At 41.3% G+C, this 15,549-nt stretch carries 15 protein-coding genes, 1 tRNA gene and 1 pseudogene; 6 read left to right on the top strand and 11 right to left on the bottom strand.

Annotation, left to right across the window (positions count from 1 at the left end):
• Positions 1-52: 52 nt before the first annotated feature.
• On the bottom strand, positions 53-1,021 hold the full coding sequence (gene speB / locus NJD71_RS11915) for an agmatinase (RefSeq protein ID WP_319052156.1): 969 nt from the start codon (positions 1,019-1,021) through the stop codon (positions 53-55).
• A gap of 250 nt (positions 1,022-1,271) precedes the next feature.
• Between speB and NJD71_RS11910 the strand changes: the two genes are divergently transcribed.
• On the top strand, positions 1,272-2,174 hold the full coding sequence (locus NJD71_RS11910) for a LysR family transcriptional regulator (protein ID WP_319052155.1): 903 nt from the start codon (positions 1,272-1,274) through the stop codon (positions 2,172-2,174).
• Between the two features lie 14 nt (positions 2,175-2,188).
• Here the strand turns inward: NJD71_RS11910 and NJD71_RS11905 are convergent, their stop codons facing one another.
• The 3 genes from NJD71_RS11905 to NJD71_RS11895 all read right to left on the bottom strand — a co-directional run bounded on the left by NJD71_RS11905 (position 2,189) and on the right by NJD71_RS11895 (position 6,383).
• Positions 2,189-3,982, bottom strand: a complete 1,794-nt coding sequence (locus NJD71_RS11905; protein ID WP_319052154.1) for a potassium/proton antiporter — start codon at positions 3,980-3,982, stop codon at positions 2,189-2,191.
• Positions 3,983-4,186: 204 nt separating this feature from the next.
• Positions 4,187-4,522, bottom strand: a complete 336-nt coding sequence (locus tag NJD71_RS11900; RefSeq protein ID WP_319052153.1) for a GlpM family protein — start codon at positions 4,520-4,522, stop codon at positions 4,187-4,189.
• A 190-nt stretch (positions 4,523-4,712) separates the two neighbouring features.
• A complete protein-coding gene (locus NJD71_RS11895; RefSeq protein ID WP_319052152.1) occupies positions 4,713-6,383 on the bottom strand; it encodes an alpha-keto acid decarboxylase family protein in 1,671 nt (556 codons plus the stop codon).
• 259 nt (positions 6,384-6,642) lie between these two features.
• Between NJD71_RS11895 and NJD71_RS11890 the strand changes: the two genes are divergently transcribed.
• Positions 6,643-6,717: transfer RNA gene (locus NJD71_RS11890), tRNA-Gly, on the top strand.
• Between the two features lie 426 nt (positions 6,718-7,143).
• Here NJD71_RS11890 and NJD71_RS11885 read toward each other — a convergent pair.
• Positions 7,144-7,368 carry a helix-turn-helix domain-containing protein gene (locus NJD71_RS11885; protein WP_319052151.1) on the bottom strand — a complete coding sequence of 75 codons (225 nt, stop codon included), beginning with the start codon at positions 7,366-7,368 and terminating at the stop codon, positions 7,144-7,146.
• A 196-nt stretch (positions 7,369-7,564) separates the two neighbouring features.
• On the opposite strand from NJD71_RS11885, the gene NJD71_RS11880 reads away from it, so the two are divergent.
• Genes NJD71_RS11880 through NJD71_RS11865 form a run of 4 tightly spaced genes read left to right on the top strand, consistent with a single transcriptional unit; the run spans position 7,565 to position 9,644 of the window.
• The gene (locus NJD71_RS11880; protein WP_011513303.1) at positions 7,565-7,780 is read left to right on the top strand and encodes a hypothetical protein; all 216 of its coding nucleotides are present in this window, start codon (positions 7,565-7,567) and stop codon (positions 7,778-7,780) included.
• 19 nt (positions 7,781-7,799) lie between these two features.
• Positions 7,800-9,023, top strand: a complete 1,224-nt coding sequence (locus NJD71_RS11875; RefSeq protein ID WP_319052150.1) for an Arm DNA-binding domain-containing protein — start codon at positions 7,800-7,802, stop codon at positions 9,021-9,023.
• Positions 9,020-9,313: a hypothetical protein gene (locus NJD71_RS11870; protein WP_319052149.1), complete on the top strand. Its 294-nt coding sequence runs from the start codon at positions 9,020-9,022 to the stop codon at positions 9,311-9,313. The genes NJD71_RS11875 and NJD71_RS11870 overlap by 4 nt, the downstream gene beginning before the upstream one ends.
• A gap of 10 nt (positions 9,314-9,323) precedes the next feature.
• A complete protein-coding gene (locus tag NJD71_RS11865; protein ID WP_319052148.1) occupies positions 9,324-9,644 on the top strand; it encodes a hypothetical protein in 321 nt (106 codons plus the stop codon).
• 113 nt (positions 9,645-9,757) lie between these two features.
• Here NJD71_RS11865 and NJD71_RS11860 read toward each other — a convergent pair.
• The 6 genes and pseudogenes from NJD71_RS11860 to NJD71_RS11835 form a co-directional block, all read right to left on the bottom strand.
• Positions 9,758-10,141: pseudogene (locus tag NJD71_RS11860) on the bottom strand (transposase family protein); the annotation flags it as partial.
• A gap of 8 nt (positions 10,142-10,149) precedes the next feature.
• Entirely contained in the window at positions 10,150-10,590 is a 441-nt protein-coding gene (locus NJD71_RS11855) for a transposase family protein (protein WP_319052147.1), read from the bottom strand.
• Between the two features lie 232 nt (positions 10,591-10,822).
• On the bottom strand, positions 10,823-11,206 hold the full coding sequence (locus NJD71_RS11850; RefSeq protein WP_319052146.1) for a hypothetical protein: 384 nt from the start codon (positions 11,204-11,206) through the stop codon (positions 10,823-10,825).
• Entirely contained in the window at positions 11,199-13,019 is a 1,821-nt protein-coding gene (locus tag NJD71_RS11845; protein ID WP_319052145.1) for a leucine-rich repeat domain-containing protein, read from the bottom strand. The genes NJD71_RS11850 and NJD71_RS11845 overlap by 8 nt, the downstream gene beginning before the upstream one ends.
• Before the next feature lie 156 nt (positions 13,020-13,175).
• Positions 13,176-14,306, bottom strand: coding sequence for a 5-methylcytosine-specific restriction endonuclease system specificity protein McrC (gene mcrC / locus NJD71_RS11840; RefSeq protein WP_319052144.1), 1,131 nt, complete (start codon positions 14,304-14,306; stop codon positions 13,176-13,178).
• Positions 14,296-15,318, bottom strand: coding sequence for an AAA family ATPase (locus NJD71_RS11835; RefSeq protein ID WP_319052143.1), 1,023 nt, complete (start codon positions 15,316-15,318; stop codon positions 14,296-14,298). The genes mcrC and NJD71_RS11835 overlap by 11 nt, the downstream gene beginning before the upstream one ends.
• Positions 15,319-15,549 lie beyond the last annotated feature (231 nt).

Genomic DNA, 15,549 nt, shown 5'->3' with positions numbered 1-15,549 from the left:
CTTATTCGGATAGCTATCCTATGTGCCAACTCTAGCTAATAAGCGGCTGCTCTTAGTAGACGGCTTTTACCTTATCGTCGTAGCGTACGCCCGGTAAGATACACAGCATCTCAAACAATAGGTTCGCAGCCAGTACAGAGGTGTTGCCAAATGGATCATATGGCGGTGATACTTCGACCAGATCACCACCGACCACATCAAGACCACGCATCCCGCGAATGATTTCGATACCTTGCGTGGAGGTCAAACCACCAATCTCAGCGGTACCCGTACCAGGCGCAAATGCAGGGTCAATCCCATCAATATCAAAACTTAAATAGACAGGGCCATCGCCGAGCTTTTCGCGTACTTCTGCCATGAGCGGCGCCAATGATTTATACCAGCATTCCTCAGCAGGTACGACGCGAAACCCTTGCTGAGTTGACCAATCAAACTCTTCAGCGCTATAGCCTGTACCACGTAAGCCAATCTGCACCACGCGATTACCATCGATGAGGTTTTCTTCGACAGCGCGGCGGAACGGTGTGCCATGAGCAATTTTTTCGCCAAACATATCGTCGTTGATATCAGCGTGAGCATCGATATGCACCATACCGACAGGGCCATGTTTTTTGGCAAGCGCCCGCAGGATAGGCAGTGCGATGGTATGATCGCCGCCCAGTGTGAGCGGAATTGCGCCATGCTTAACGACTTTTTCTGTATAGAATTTTTCGATGATATCGACGCTTTTTAGCAGATTGAACGTATTGATGGGTACATCGCCGATATCAGCCACTTGCAATGACTCAAAGGGAGCCGCACGCGTGGCCACATTGTAAGGACGAATCATTCTTGACTCATCACGAATCTGTCTAGGACCCAATCTGGCACCGCTACGGTTTGAGGCGCCAATGTCTAAAGGCACACCAACGAATGCCACATCTAAGCCTTCAGCATCAGCCTGAGTTGGCAGACGCATCATAGAAGCAAAGCCGCCAAATCTTGGCATTTCGTTGCCGCTTAATGGTTGATTGAATGTCATAAGTTACTTCCTTGTCCGTTTTGTTTATATACACAATTTGCTACATACGATTGACAATACATAAATATAAAAGAAGGAACCATGGTAAAATTTAGAAGTAAACTTTTGGTTTTTCGTAGTAAAGTGTCTTTATCGGTTATTACCAGAAGTGTAGAAGCAGTAATACTGATCAAATACTAGTGGCTAAAAAGATACATCGTCGAGGCAGGACAATGTTAAGACAGTACGTCATTGAAAAAAGGAATCGATTTTGATATTAGATGAGCTGATAAAAATAGACATCAAAACACTACGTAGCTTTATGGCTATCGTGGAGTGCCAAGGCGTCACTGCCGCTCAGTCACGTTTGAGTGTTACAACCTCGGTGATCAGTGGTCATTTAACTCATTTAGAAGATCGTTTGGGCATGACATTATGTCACCGTGGTCGAGCAGGGTTTAAGCTGACGGAGGACGGTGCGGCGGTCTATGAGGCATGTTTGGGTTTTACCGAATCAGTCGCAAGCTTTCAGCATCAGCTGCATTACATTAAGCAATTAGACTCAGTACACGGAGGCCATATCAGGCTGTGCTTGATTGATCAGATGCCCAAGTTTTTTTATGACGCGCTTAGACAGCGTCTTGCCAGCAGCTACCGTGATAACCCACTGATTCACTTTTCTATCGACGTACAAAGTCCTGAGAGCATGTTAGAAAAGCTCGTAAGTAACGAGAGCGATATCGGTGTGGGTTATTTTGGCAGCTTTCCACCGTTACTGACATTTCAGCCAGCATTTGTTGAAAAACAAGTGGTCTGCTGCGGACGCGAGCATAGGCTTTTTTATAACTCAGATGATTTGACGCTTGAGGATTTAGAGCAAAATTATCCATGGATAAAAAGAGGCTATGTGGTTGAACATCATATTAATCACATCCGACCTAAAACCTTGAGCGCCACCACTTACCATATGGAGGCGACCGCGCAGCTTATTCTTGCAGGCCATCATGTTGGCTACTTACCGCGTGATCTGGCGAGGCGTTACGAAGGTATGGGACTGATGAAAATACTCCTACTCAATGAAGCAAGCTACGACGTCGAGCATCACTGGGCGTACCGGGAAAACCAGCCCAAGCAAGCAGCTGACTTCTTAAACAAGATGATGAACTTGCTATAAAAATAGGATGACTATCACATCTCTGTAGTAGACGGTTGTTGGTGCTTTAGACCGATACTTCTTAGCTTACCTTTGTCACCCACTTCTTTTATGATCAACGACCACTCGTCATTTACCACAATGGTATCGCCTGATACTGGTGCGGTACCTAAGTGTGATGTCACATACTCGGCGACCGTCTGCTCCCACATGTCATCTTGGCTATTGGCATCTGTCTTTTTCAGCTTTTTTACTAGGGTATCGGACGCCATAACTTCTGCAAAAAATGGTAAATCACCGAGCTTAACGCTGGGAGATAGTAGCCAATCGCCATAAAAATCATCAATCGCCTTACGATCTAGAGTCGTATCATTGAAAATTTTGGCGATTTTACTCGCATGATTGCCTCTCATGGCATACCAGACGCTATCGCCAAATTTTAGCTTTGTGTTTTCGTCTACCACAACAATTTGCTGTCTCCGTACCAGAGCAAAGATGCTGATCTCATCGGGGTTGATGCTTCTAGATATTCCCATAGGATGACGACCAATGGCAAATGCGCCTGATTGCGCTTCAAACTCGTATAAAGTAATACTCGCCTTATCTGATACCCAGACCTCGTGTTCCTCTTTTGGATCTTTATTGGTCGGAATACGCACCTTAAATAAATTTGCCATAGTAGGAATGGTCGTGCCTTGTAATATGAGCGACAACACCACAACCCCAAACGCAATATCAAACAGCATAAAGGCATTATCTATACCCGCCATAACAGGCAAAATAGCAAGGGTAATAGGTACCGCACCGCGCAGTCCGACCCAAGAGATAAATCCAATCTCGCGGTCTTTAAACTTGAATGGCTTCACACTCGTATAGACCGCGATAGGACGGGCCACAAAGATCATAAAGAACGCTATCGCCACCGAATAATACCAGACATTAAGGACATTTGATGGGGTGACCAGTAGACCCAATACCACAAACAATACTGCTTGCGACAGCCAAGCAAAGCTGTCCATTACGCGCATGACATGCTCGGTTGATCGTACTTTATGATTACCTATCAGCACCCCTGTCAGATACACCGCCAAAAACCCACTACCGCCAACCAAATTGGTTGCAGCAAATACGGCTAAGCCTGCCGACAGTATCAAAATGGCGTACATGCCCTCTGCCAGATGTATCTTGGGCAACAGCCGAGATAGCAAATAACCAAAGAGTAAGCCCATAACTAACCCAAAGCCCAGCTGCTCCAACAGTAAAACTAAAAAACCAAAGACGGTTTGACCAGCAGGGTCGACGTTTAGAGCAATGAGTCCTGTCACTAATAATATTGCCAAGGGATCATTGGCACCAGACTCTAGCTCAAGCGTTGCTTGCACACGATCGTTGAGCTTGACGCCGCCATTACGCAATAGAGAGAATACCGCTGCCGCATCGGTCGAGCCCACAATCGCCGCCATCAATAGACCAAAACGCCAATCGACATCGAGTAGCCATGTGACAAACACGCCAAGCACCAGAACCGTGACCAGCACGCCCCAAGTCGCTAAGGTTATTGCAGGTTTTAGACCGACCCGAAATGACTTAAAGGACGTACGCAAACCACCGTCTAATAGAATACAGGCGAGCGCTGCTTGACCCACAAAGTTGGCAATCCCATATTGAGAAAATTCAATACCCAAGATCCCCTGCTCACCTGCCAACATACCGACTATCAAAAACAGTAGTAGCAATGGCACACCTAAGCGTGCCGACAATGTGCTCGCCATGATACTGGCAAAGATTAGCACTGACCCTACAAGGTATAGGATATTTAAGGTATCCATTTTTGAAGCCCTATTTTTATCGTTGTTATATTAGTATGTGATGCAGCATAATAGTAATCGATTGCCAAAATATTTGCGTTATTCCACTGTGAGTAAACATCACGCCAGACAGCCTCAGATCATAAATCTTTTGCTTGCCTATCTACACTTCTTCTATCTTATCGAGCACCCCTATTCTCACAGAGTGCTCTCTATCATAAAACTCTACGTCTGAATATACTGCCATGCTAATACCAAAATTGCCGCTGCAATCAGCCAAGCGACGACGCCTAATAGAAGTGCTTTATACAGTCCGATATAACTGATGCTAAAAAATACGGCAAAGGTGTAAATCAGGTGCGGTATGACCCCCAGCATACTAAATATCAACGCGACCTTTAAATCTGCGGGACTACGCTCGGTACCAACAATAAAGTGACTGATCAATGTAAAGGTAGGAAACAACGGCGCAAGTGCCGCTAAATAAAAGAACCGAGTTTGTGCAAATAATTGAATAGCCAGTACCATCAACGCACCAATAAGCATTTTTAACCAAATCACGACGGGATTATCTCCTATTGAATATAAAGGCTAAACATAGCCCAATCAGCCATGATACTAGAGTCTACAAATTGACATAAGAGGCATCGCTAATTAATTGAATAGGGTGATAAAAAAACGCGAAAAACCCCATTTAGCCATGTTGCTAAATGGGGTTTTCACTTTTATTCAGTAAACTTTTACGAGTTACTTAATCCTTCTTTGGTTTTAGTGCTGCGCTAATATCGGCTAGCAATGGCGGGATATCATGCTTATCAGCGATGACTTCTATCATTACGAGCTTATCAGTAGTCGCGGCAGCTTTATTTAAAGCCGCTTTTAGCTCGCCTGCTGTTTCTGCTTTGAGCAATACACTATTCGCTTCGGTGGCCCCAAACGCTTTTGGCATGATCTGCCAATCGCATTTAGGAATATCGTTGTAGTATTGATTTTCGCCATGAATGGCGCGCTCCACCGTATAACCATCGTTATTGATTAGGACGATGACTGGATTGATACGCTCTTGAATCATGACCGCCAGCTCTTGAATCGTAAGCAGTGCTGAGCCATCACCAATCAATAGCACGCTACGTTTGCTCGGCGATGCAATAGCCGCACCTAAGCTAGCTGGCAACGTATAGCCAATCGACCCCCACATCGGCTGCCCATATGACGTCACGCCCTCTGGCAGACGCACATCACTGATGCCAAAGTATGCTGTTCCTTGCTCAGAGAATACTAGATTATTACGATCTAAGCAGTCAGCAATGATATGCCATAGGTCATCTTGGCGAATCGCCTCATTATCCCCGCCTTTTTGTTCATGCGGCTTAACTGGCTCACAGAATGGTTTTGGTACGATATTGATGCCAGAGGTCATGACTTCATGCAAGGCCTGTAACGCATCTTGCAAGGCAATCGGTGCAAAGTTCTTTCCACTGATAGAAGCACGCTCATAATGCAAGTCGACTACTATACTCTCGTCAATATCTTGGCTAAATCCTGCGGTGGTCGTATCGGTATATTGCACCCCTACTTTTATGAGACATTCGCAGTTTTCTACCGCATCTTTGACGATAGGACGTGAGGCAACACCTGCATAAGTCCCAGCCCAACGGTCGCTGTTTTCATCAAGTAAGGTCTTACCCCAAGACAGCGTGGTATAAGGAATATCGGTGTCAGCGATTAACGCTTTGAGCTGTGGTTGTAAGCCCAAACGATGCACCATCAGATCTGCCATTAGTGTGGTGGTCTTATTTGGCAAGAATTCTGTTAGCGCTTGCTTAAAGTCCGATAATGCCGCTTGACTGGTGATATCTTCTTGGCTATCGATCAGCTTGGTCGTTGGTGGATAGATAGGCTGACGCGCGACGTCTGGTGAAAGCAGTAGGTAACCTGGACGATGCTTTTTGAGAATCAAGCGAATAACTCTATCAATTTCTGAGGCGGCATTTTCAGGGGTAATCTGCGCTCGTGCTACCGTCACAGGCTCGACCATCTTAATAAAATGATTGAATACGCCATCGCCCAGCGAATGATGAATACGGCGCTTTGAATCTTGCAAAGCGGTGCTTGGTGCCCCTACGATATGTAATACAGGCGCGTACTCGGCAAAAGAACCTGCCGTCGCATTAATAGCGGATAATTCCCCTACCCCAAAAGTCGTTACCATAGCGGCAAACCCACGCTCGCGTGCATAGCCGTCGGCCGCATAGCCTGCATTTAGCTCATTGGTGTTACCTACCCAGCGTAGCTTATCAGAGGCAAGTACATTGTCCAAAAAAGTTAAGTTAAAATCACCCGGTACGCCGAATATCTCAGAAGCACCTGCTTCTGCAACACGATCAAACAAATAATCAGCGATGGTATACTGTTGACTCATTTTTTATCCCTATGACTTATCTTTATAAGTATCAATAACTGTGAATGTAATTAAAGTAAAATTATAAAATGCGTTCCAGCTTATTTATATATGCAAAGCTTTTGGAATACATATTATAATAAACCGTTATAACATACATTTATGGGCAGAGGACACGCCTATTTTAATAAGTTTAATTTTTTTCGTCATAGGTGTTGACACCTAAAAAAAACTGCGTATAATACGCCTTCATCAACTGACGATAGTTAATTGATAATTAGCGGGAATAGCTCAGTGGTAGAGCATAACCTTGCCAAGGTTGGGGTCGAGAGTTCGAATCTCTTTTCCCGCTCCAAATACTTAAAAAGCCTCACTTAACAGTGAGGCTTTTTTTTGTCCAATTTTTAAGGACTACAGAGTTTTTCAGTATTAGCTATTCAGTCTAATTGCTAAGTTTATCTAATATATTAAAAGCTCAAAAATCAGTACCGTGACCAAAACGTGACCATTTCGTGCCCACGCTATAAACACTGATTTCGTAATTGACCCCAACTTATTATTCTTATATTTATAAAAAGTGATGCTAAGAAATATTTTTTTAACATCGCTTTTCCTTTTTTACTGCTTTTGTATATTGAGCTCATAGCGTGACCAAAACGTGACCAAATCATGAAAAATTAAGTTTTAAAAATAACCCCAACTTTAATTTTAGGCCTTGAAACGTCATATATAAGGCTCTACCACTTATTCCTCTGCGCATCTTTTTCAATTTTGTAGGTCCTCAAAACTCTTCATCATCTTTATTATTTGGCTTATAAATAAATAAGTCACCCACCTGCACATCTAAAAACTCACATAACTGGTCGATGGTATTGAAGTCAATTCTTGATGACTCTTCATTGTATAGCTTATGAAGTGTTGATTTACTCATACCTGTTGCTCTTACAACATCCGCTACACGCAATTTTTTCTCTGCCAAAATAACAGGAAGTTTAGACACAATCATAAAAATTACCTCTTTTCGGGTAAAAATGCTTTACATTGCAGTAAAAAGGTAATATATTACACAAATCGGTTACTAATTACCTTTAAGCGGGTAAATTATAACTGATTCCTTCAAGATGCATTTTTACAGGTTGATAAAATAATTTTTATTCTATCACTTAATGCAATGACTTAATAACTGAAAAGAGGTAAACACCATGAGTAATACTTATTTAACAACTGATGAGTTAGCCGAACGCATCAAGTACGACGCACGTACTATCCGCAATCAAATGAAAGATACCGTTTTGATTGAAAACATTCACTACATACGCCCTTTTGGTGGTCGTAAGATTTTGTACGTATGGGAGCGTATCGAGGAAGACATGTGCAAGCCGGTTATGAGCGCTATCAACGGTATGGCACTTCAATAAAAAAATAAGGAGATTTACTATGGCTACTATGCGAGGACGGTTTGGTAAGCTGGTCGTTGACTTCCGCTACTTAGGTAAGCGCTGTCGAGAAAAGACCAGTTTAGAAGACAACCCAGCTAATCGTAAAAAATTAGCGCAAGTCATGAAAAAAATGGAAGCAGAAATAACTTTAGGCATCTTTGACTATGCAGCTTATTTTCCAAAGAGTGAACGAGCACAGGAGATGACGGCACTAGCTGATAGAGCCGAAGCTTGTATCAGTCGCAATCCAACCTTTAGGCAGTTTGTCGATATTTGGTATGAGGAGAGGAAGATTGAATGGCGACCGAGCTATCGGCAAAAAATAAAGATTATTTTGAATAAGTATCTCTTACCTGAGTTTGGTGGTAAAGCGGTACACGCCATAAAAAAATCAGACTTGCTGACCTTCCGTAGCTCCCTCGCCAAAGTTCGTTACGGTAAAGATGGTCAGTCAAGTCTGTCAGTAGCACGGATCAACCAGATCATGATACTTCTTCGTATGATACTAGAAGAAGCGTCAGATCGCCATGAGTTTGAGATGCCTTATAAAAATATTAAGAATCTTAAACAAGCTCGTCCGGACGTAAATCCCTTTACGCTGGCTGAGGTATGGCTGATTTTAAAGCACGTTCGAGCTGACTATAAGCCCTACTACACTATTCGCTTCTTTACAGGAATGCGTACCAGTGAAATAGATGGGCTGAAGTGGGATTGCATTAATTTTGATCGCCGTGAGATTAGTATAAGAGAGGCATTAGTTAATGGTGAGATGGGTCCGACTAAGACATTAGGCTCACAACGCGATATTGCGATATCACAGTTGGTCTACGATGCCCTACTAGAGCAGAAAGCACGCACCTACGGTAAATCAGAGTTCGTATTTTGTAACTCACAGGGCAACCCGATGGAGTATCGTAATGTGAATAGACGGGTATGGAAACCCACCCTTGCCCTACTCGGTTTGAAACACAGGCGTGCTTATCAGACTCGGCATACAGCAGCGACGCTTTGGCTTGCTGCTGGTGAGAACCCTGAGTGGATTGCTAGACAGATGGGTCACAGTAGTACAGAGATGCTGTTTCGAGTGTATAGCCGCTATGTGCCTGATATCACCCGTCAAGATGGCTCGGCGATGGATAACTTGCTACTGGCGAGCAAGGAGAAGCTAACCAGTGCATCGAATAGCTCTAATGCACAAACTGAAAAGGAGACGTCGCAATGAAAATCATCAATTATGAAGAGCTGTTTGGTGAGTTCAAACCTGATGGTGCAATTAGTGCAGATGCAAATCTTATCGCCAATGCATTGATGCGTGAGCTGTATATTTCATCTGGTCATAACCTAGCACGCTTCCTAGGGGTAAAGCGGTGCTTTAATAATGATATGGCGATGCGTGTGTGGGTGCAGAAGCGCTTGGATGCAAGTTTTGGTTATGTAGTTGAGGATATGCGTTGTCAGCTTCAGAGCGAGCTTTATGAGCTACTACCGTACTCTGATTATGGCAACTACTGAGGAGAGTATTATGAGTGTAAAACTTCAGCCTAATATGACGCAGAGCCCATACGATGTCAAAATGTGTGAGGATTACTGGGCATATGATAATCAGAGCGGCTTTATTAAACATGTGAAGACGCTTTGTGACAAATACGAGGTAAGTCCTCAAGTACTCTTTGAGACAGTCGCTCAGTGTTATGCTTACTTGGACGATGTTGTATGTGAGTACTGCGGTTATGCTTGTCCGATTGAAGTACCTGCTGATATTCGTTATATGCGCGCAAAAGATAATTGGTTATGCGCAATATGTGAGCATGCTTTATGGCGGACAGATCAAGCAAACAAATAAGCACTAATCATCCAAAAACCCAGACAGCTCAAGCTGTCTGGGTTTTTTATATGAGACATATTTTAAACACAGTACAACTTTAATATGCCACTACAATAGACCTCTTGCAAAAGTCATAGGTTAAGCTCGGAATTAATGATACCAGCAAACAGCTTCATTCTAAGATCATAGCGCTGACGACGGTTGCGATATTTATGAGCCACGATTTTAAACAACTTGATTAAGCCTATTTTGTGCTCAACCACAATACGGAACTTTGCCAGATAGTGATTGGCCTGTTTGCATATCTCCAATAACTGACCACCACGAGGTTTTTTAAAGGGAGTGAAGCTTTGATCATGTAACTTTGCTATACCCTGATAACCACTATCGGCTAATAGCTTGGCGTCACAAGGTAACCAGTCAGGACAAGTATCTTTATACAGCTTAAAATCGTGGATTGACCCTTTACAGGTTTGCACATCAAGTATTAAGCCGGTTTGCCAATGGACGATAACCTGCGCTTTTAAGGTGTGTTGTTTTTTCTTACCGCTGTAGTAGTCGCTTTGGTTTTTTTTGGACGCTCAATTGGGGTTTCGGTGGCATCAACAATGACGACTGACCAATTGATGTCCTCATCGACACGACTAGGCAGCTTTTTAGGCAATTCAAACTTGCCAGAGTCAATCAGTGTGTCTTCTACTTTACGAATGATACGGCTAGCAGAAGACTCATGAATACCAAAGTCCATACTGATATGATAAAGCGTGCGGTATTCACGCCAATAAGTCAGGGCTAGTAGTATCTGCTCCTTAAGACTGAGCACACTTGGTCTGCCTGATTTGGTCTTAGATGCTTCATGCTCTTGCATGGCCTCAAGCATGTCATAAAAGGTGGCTTTATGAATGCCTGTGTAGCGTTTAAAACCAGCGTCACTTTGTTTGAGTAGCTTATCTATGTTTGGCATATCTATTAAGTAAGTAGCGTTCAATAATATACGTTGTGTCTTACAACTACTTTTGCAAGAGGTCTAATAAGTATGTTTTAATTATTATAGTTAAATTGCATAAATAAAACCTCCCAAATTTAACTGTACGGATTTGACAGCAAGGGTCAGAACGTAAATAAGACAAGCTATACTGTGTTTGATTATAGCGCTTGCCTTATTTGAATTGTTCTTTATAAAGTTGTGTATAAAACTAGCAATTGAGGTACATCACAGGGTTTGAGTTTCCCTTTTTAAAATAATGCTTGACTGATTTATGTTTATATTTATCTCTGACGGCATCCTCAGCAATGTGACCGATAAATTGAAAGCGCCCCTTATTTTTTTCGTGAGCTGTTGGATCAGCCTCATGCCATGCAGTTATCAGGTATACTTCACGTACGATACCCTTATATACTGATAAAGCATATTCAACATTATTAGCTCGATTGAGACTAACTTTCCAGCAACCACGAGTAGCATCGTAAAGCTCGCTAGCAGACATATCATCTCGAAACAGCTCATTAATCCGTATTAGCATTGCAGGTTCAGTAACGTACAATGATTCCTTTTCTATCAAGATATCTGTATTACTCATTCTCATCCCAGCCTTCTAAATAATCTGCAAAAGTACTTCTAACATCAAAACCACTATTGATTAAAGTGATAGCTACAAATTTGATCGACGTAGCATAGACTCTATCGATTAACTCATACTGTATCTGCTCATAATTATTATCTAAATCCTCATCAAGACCAAAAATGGACTCTGGATACTGATGTACAATATGTATAAGTCTAGCGTATTGCGACTTACTCAAGAATTTTTGATAATGACCATCCTCGTACATAATATAATGTATAAGACTCTGTAAGCTCATGTCGTAAGATCCATCAACAAAGTCTAAGTAGAACTTATCATACCCGTAACCTGGACGTACTTTATAGCCTGAATATTCATCAAAACTAGCCATATTATCTTGAATAATTCTATCAAGAACATTAACGACTTCTTGCTCTATTGCTTCAATATTGTCCGCACATAACTCTACTTCGCCAATAGCAACATTATCAGGAACTTCATCTAAGTACATATCATAATTTGGCTCTTGGCTTACGACTGGCTCGTCAATATTTAGCTGCCAATCATTTATAGTAAGTCCTAAACTTTCCAAAAATTGAATGACTCTGTTAGACAAATCGGCTAATCGATTATTATCAAGACTTAAAAACTCTAATGCCTTTAACTTAGCTATGCTATCAGGTAATATGTTCAAGTTATTGTCGCTTATATTAAGCTCTTTTAGTGCTTTTAATTTACCGATACTTTCAGGTAGAGTATTTAAATTATTGTTGCTTAGATCAAGTTCCTTTAATTTTTCTAGCCTACCGATACTTTCAGGTAATGCATTCAAACTATTATGTCCGAGATTTAAACAACTAAGGTTTACAAGTGCTCCTATACTCTCTGGTAATAGTTCAATATCGTTGTAACTCAAATCAAGCGATTCTAAATTACTCAGGGGACTTAAGTCTGTGGGTAGCGTAGTAAACATATCATCAAACATGTTATAAGCACTAAAACAACTAATACGAAGAGACTTTAGCTTAGTCAGCTGAAAAATATTCTGCGGTATCTCAGACAGTTCTGAATTATGAATATTTAATGTTGTTAAGTTTTCCGGCAGCGGTCCTACACCAACATAACTACTAGATAGCGACTCTAAGTTGTGTAGTTGGCTTATGCTATCTGGCAGTTTAATAAGTTGATTTTTAGAGATATCTAATGACTTTAGACCTATAAGATTTTCTATGTCTGACGGCAAACTGGTAAGGCCAGTAAACCTAAGATCTAGTGATTCTAGATTGGTGAGCCGCATGATACTGTTTGACCAAATAGCTTCTGTTAACTCACTCAAGTCATTATGACTAATGTCAAAATTTACTAAATTTATTAGTTCCCCAATACTTTCAGGCAGCATTTTTAGTTTATTAGAGCTGAGGTTTAACGACTGTAGACTAATAGGAAACTTAGTATTTTTTGCTAATTTCTTTATTTTATTATCTGAAAGATCAAGAGACTCTAAGTGATCTAAGTCTTTAATAACTTTAGGCAACCTAGCAATTTCATTGTTACTGCAATCAATATGTATAACATTCTTTAATTGACTGAACTCTTCAGGCAGTGCCTTCAACTTATTATAAGATAAATCCAAAGACTTCAGATTATATAATTTACTAATAGCTGCAGGTAATTTAGTAAGACCCCTATTACAAATATTAAGATGCGTTAAACTAAGCAACTCTTTGGCAGAGTCTGGTATAGTATCTTTATCTACATAACATTCATCTGCCCATTCCCATAATTCTTCCATCCATGGCTCTGTAGCAGTGTGTTTTTCAGTTGACATTATACTTTCCTAATTAGTTAGTGATGTATTTTAAAAAATTGTACTCTTATCTGATTTTTACGCTATCATTTATTTGAACTTTAAACTTTATGTCAATAACTCTATTTGAAAAAATACTTCAAATCATCAATTATTTTAGTAAACATATTTTACTACTCAAATGAAGTTATCAGCGCTTTTAATGATTTTCAACAACTGCTTTCGAATCTCTATAGCAGACGATGCCAGATTTACAGTAGAAAACTGAATTTTATGATTATCAATAACAATATATTCATTCATATCTTCACCTATCGAAGGATGAATAAATAGACCGCATGCATTCTTATTGAGAGGATCGTTACTGTCCTCTTGAGACCTCAAGTAAGCATACATCTGATACAAATATCCGCTTCTTAACGTTTCATCTCGATACCATCCATCTGTTGTTATAGAGTTGAATTTGGTATCGATAACGATGCGATACGCTAAATCTGTATTATCAATGATGATGTCCGTCTTCATACTAGGAAGTATCTTATCTATACCTGAGCTTTTATCACTTATTTGCCACTTAAGTACCTTCCCCGAGCTTATTCGATAACATCGATTTAACAGAACCGTACTATAAAACCCAGCTACTCCTTTTTCAAAGAGTTTGCGCAGCCAGGGAAGATTATCTCTTTCTGGTGAAAATAGCTGTTTTGTACCTTTAGACTCTGTTGGCAGCGCAAGATTAAATGCCAGATGTGCAGCCGTTACCATAGGCTTGTCTTCAACGTCATGCCTTCCAAATCTATCCACTGATACCTCACTACGACTAGGGCGTATTTGACTGACACCCATTCGTCTTAGGCGTATATCTAGCGATCGACACTGATGAACCAGATCTTTACGTTTAACGACTTTAGAGATAGCCTCAAGAGCCGATCGGACATACCTATTACGTGGCGTATCAATGGTTAACTCATCAAAGCGGCAGGCGATCTTCCCTCGGTCAAGCAACCTGCCTCTTTCAGTACCTAGAAGGTCTATTCTGCCACGCACACGACTGAGGACAGCATCACAAGACTGATAGCTATAACTTAGGTTACGCTGAATGCGATGTTCGACCCGTCGACAAAGCATTTCGGCGATTAAGTCTGGAATATCATCAGGGTTCTCTTCGACTTCAATATTCGCAACATCAAGCTCTCTATAGATATCGGATGCATAGAGCATAAGAAGCCAAAGATTACGAATAGGTATCTTGCCTATATAGTTAACGTCATCAGAGGACTCTATAGCTATGTCTTCTTTAATTGGCATATACTTGCAAGCCTTCAATCAATCGCTTTTGGGCTTTTCGAGATTTCTCAAGATCATCGAACCAATACTCATCCAGCAAAGGACCTATCTCTGTTTCTACCACTTCAACGAACCACTCTTTAGCATTTGTGATATTCATACCAACGGCTGGCGTGACATAACTATGACCTATTTGAAATTGAGTGCCAAGACTAGGATCTTTAGTAATCTCATCATTCAAAGCACTAATACGCTGCTCAATGTTATCTAAGAATTCTGAGTCAATACCATTCTTATCTCTTACCCAATCACGCCAGGCTTTACCAAGTGTCGGTTCCAGATCAATGAAAGCAAAACGACGACGCAGAGCCAAATCAACCAATGCAAGCGAGCGGTCAGCAATATTCATTGTGCCGATGACATATAAATTACTTGGTATATAAACACGTTCACCAGCAGACTTTCTATAAGACAGTTCTAACGCTTCATCTGGCGATCTTTTATCAGCCTCAAGTAACGTGAGCATCTCACCAAATACTTGAGCCGGATTGCCTCGGTTAATCTCTTCGATGACGATGACATATTTTGACTCAGGATCATCTATAGCAGTTTTAATCACTTCCATAAAAGGACCATTCACCAATGTCAGCTTACCTTCACCTGATGGGCGCCACCCGCGGATAAAATCTTCATAAGATAGGTTTGGATGAAATTGTACGGCTCTTATCTTACAGTCGTCACGTTGGCCGATTAGTGCAAAGGCCAGTCTTTTTGCAATCCAAGTCTTACCAGTGCCGGGAGGACCTTGAAGAATGATGTTTTTCTTAGCTTGAAGACGCTTAAGTACCATCTCAATCTTAGATTGAGGTAAAAAACACCCGTCAGCTGTAATATCACCAATAGAGTAACTATCAGAAACTACCCGTGTATCAATATCAGAATATGTTTCGACATCAAAATCATTGATCAGATCCTCACTTAGTAAGCGATATACCCCTTCACTAAGCAACTCTAATTTTTCATCCTTAACCATATCCTTTAGTAAAGATTTAACACCTCCGCCTACATCTTTACGATTAGGATAACTCTGTTTAATATCATCAGTAAATCTTTCTAAAAACTCATCTACCGTAAACTTGAACCGCCCCGAGTATATCGGAGAGTGTTTTACTTGAGTCAGGCAGCCATGCCTGACAGGGTTAAACTGTCATAATACCGCTTTTCAAACTCAAAAGGCGACACATAACCAATCGTGCTGTGCAAA

It is taken from the genome of Psychrobacter sp. PP-21 (assembly GCF_033790785.1).
In the GTDB taxonomy this organism is placed as follows: domain Bacteria; phylum Pseudomonadota; class Gammaproteobacteria; order Pseudomonadales; family Moraxellaceae; genus Psychrobacter.
Note: the sequence above shows the minus strand (reverse complement) of the source record. Positions and strands in the feature narration are given on the sequence as shown.

Coding starts and splice junctions, on each gene's coding strand:
- NJD71_RS11875 (WP_319052150.1), top strand. CDS start 7,800: ATGGCTACTATGCGAGGACGGTTTGGTAAGCTGGTCGTTGACTTCCGC.
- NJD71_RS11845 (WP_319052145.1), bottom strand. CDS start 13,019: ATGTCAACTGAAAAACACACTGCTACAGAGCCATGGATGGAAGAATTA.
- NJD71_RS11855 (WP_319052147.1), bottom strand. CDS start 10,590: ATGCCAAACATAGATAAGCTACTCAAACAAAGTGACGCTGGTTTTAAA.
- NJD71_RS11865 (WP_319052148.1), top strand. CDS start 9,324: ATGAGTGTAAAACTTCAGCCTAATATGACGCAGAGCCCATACGATGTC.
- NJD71_RS11880 (WP_011513303.1), top strand. CDS start 7,565: ATGAGTAATACTTATTTAACAACTGATGAGTTAGCCGAACGCATCAAG.
- speB (WP_319052156.1), bottom strand. CDS start 1,021: ATGACATTCAATCAACCATTAAGCGGCAACGAAATGCCAAGATTTGGC.
- NJD71_RS11850 (WP_319052146.1), bottom strand. CDS start 11,206: ATGAGTAATACAGATATCTTGATAGAAAAGGAATCATTGTACGTTACT.
- NJD71_RS11895 (WP_319052152.1), bottom strand. CDS start 6,383: ATGAGTCAACAGTATACCATCGCTGATTATTTGTTTGATCGTGTTGCA.
- NJD71_RS11905 (WP_319052154.1), bottom strand. CDS start 3,982: ATGGATACCTTAAATATCCTATACCTTGTAGGGTCAGTGCTAATCTTT.
- NJD71_RS11870 (WP_319052149.1), top strand. CDS start 9,020: ATGAAAATCATCAATTATGAAGAGCTGTTTGGTGAGTTCAAACCTGAT.
- NJD71_RS11835 (WP_319052143.1), bottom strand. CDS start 15,318: ATGGTTAAGGATGAAAAATTAGAGTTGCTTAGTGAAGGGGTATATCGC.
- mcrC (WP_319052144.1), bottom strand. CDS start 14,306: ATGCCAATTAAAGAAGACATAGCTATAGAGTCCTCTGATGACGTTAAC.
- NJD71_RS11885 (WP_319052151.1), bottom strand. CDS start 7,368: ATGATTGTGTCTAAACTTCCTGTTATTTTGGCAGAGAAAAAATTGCGT.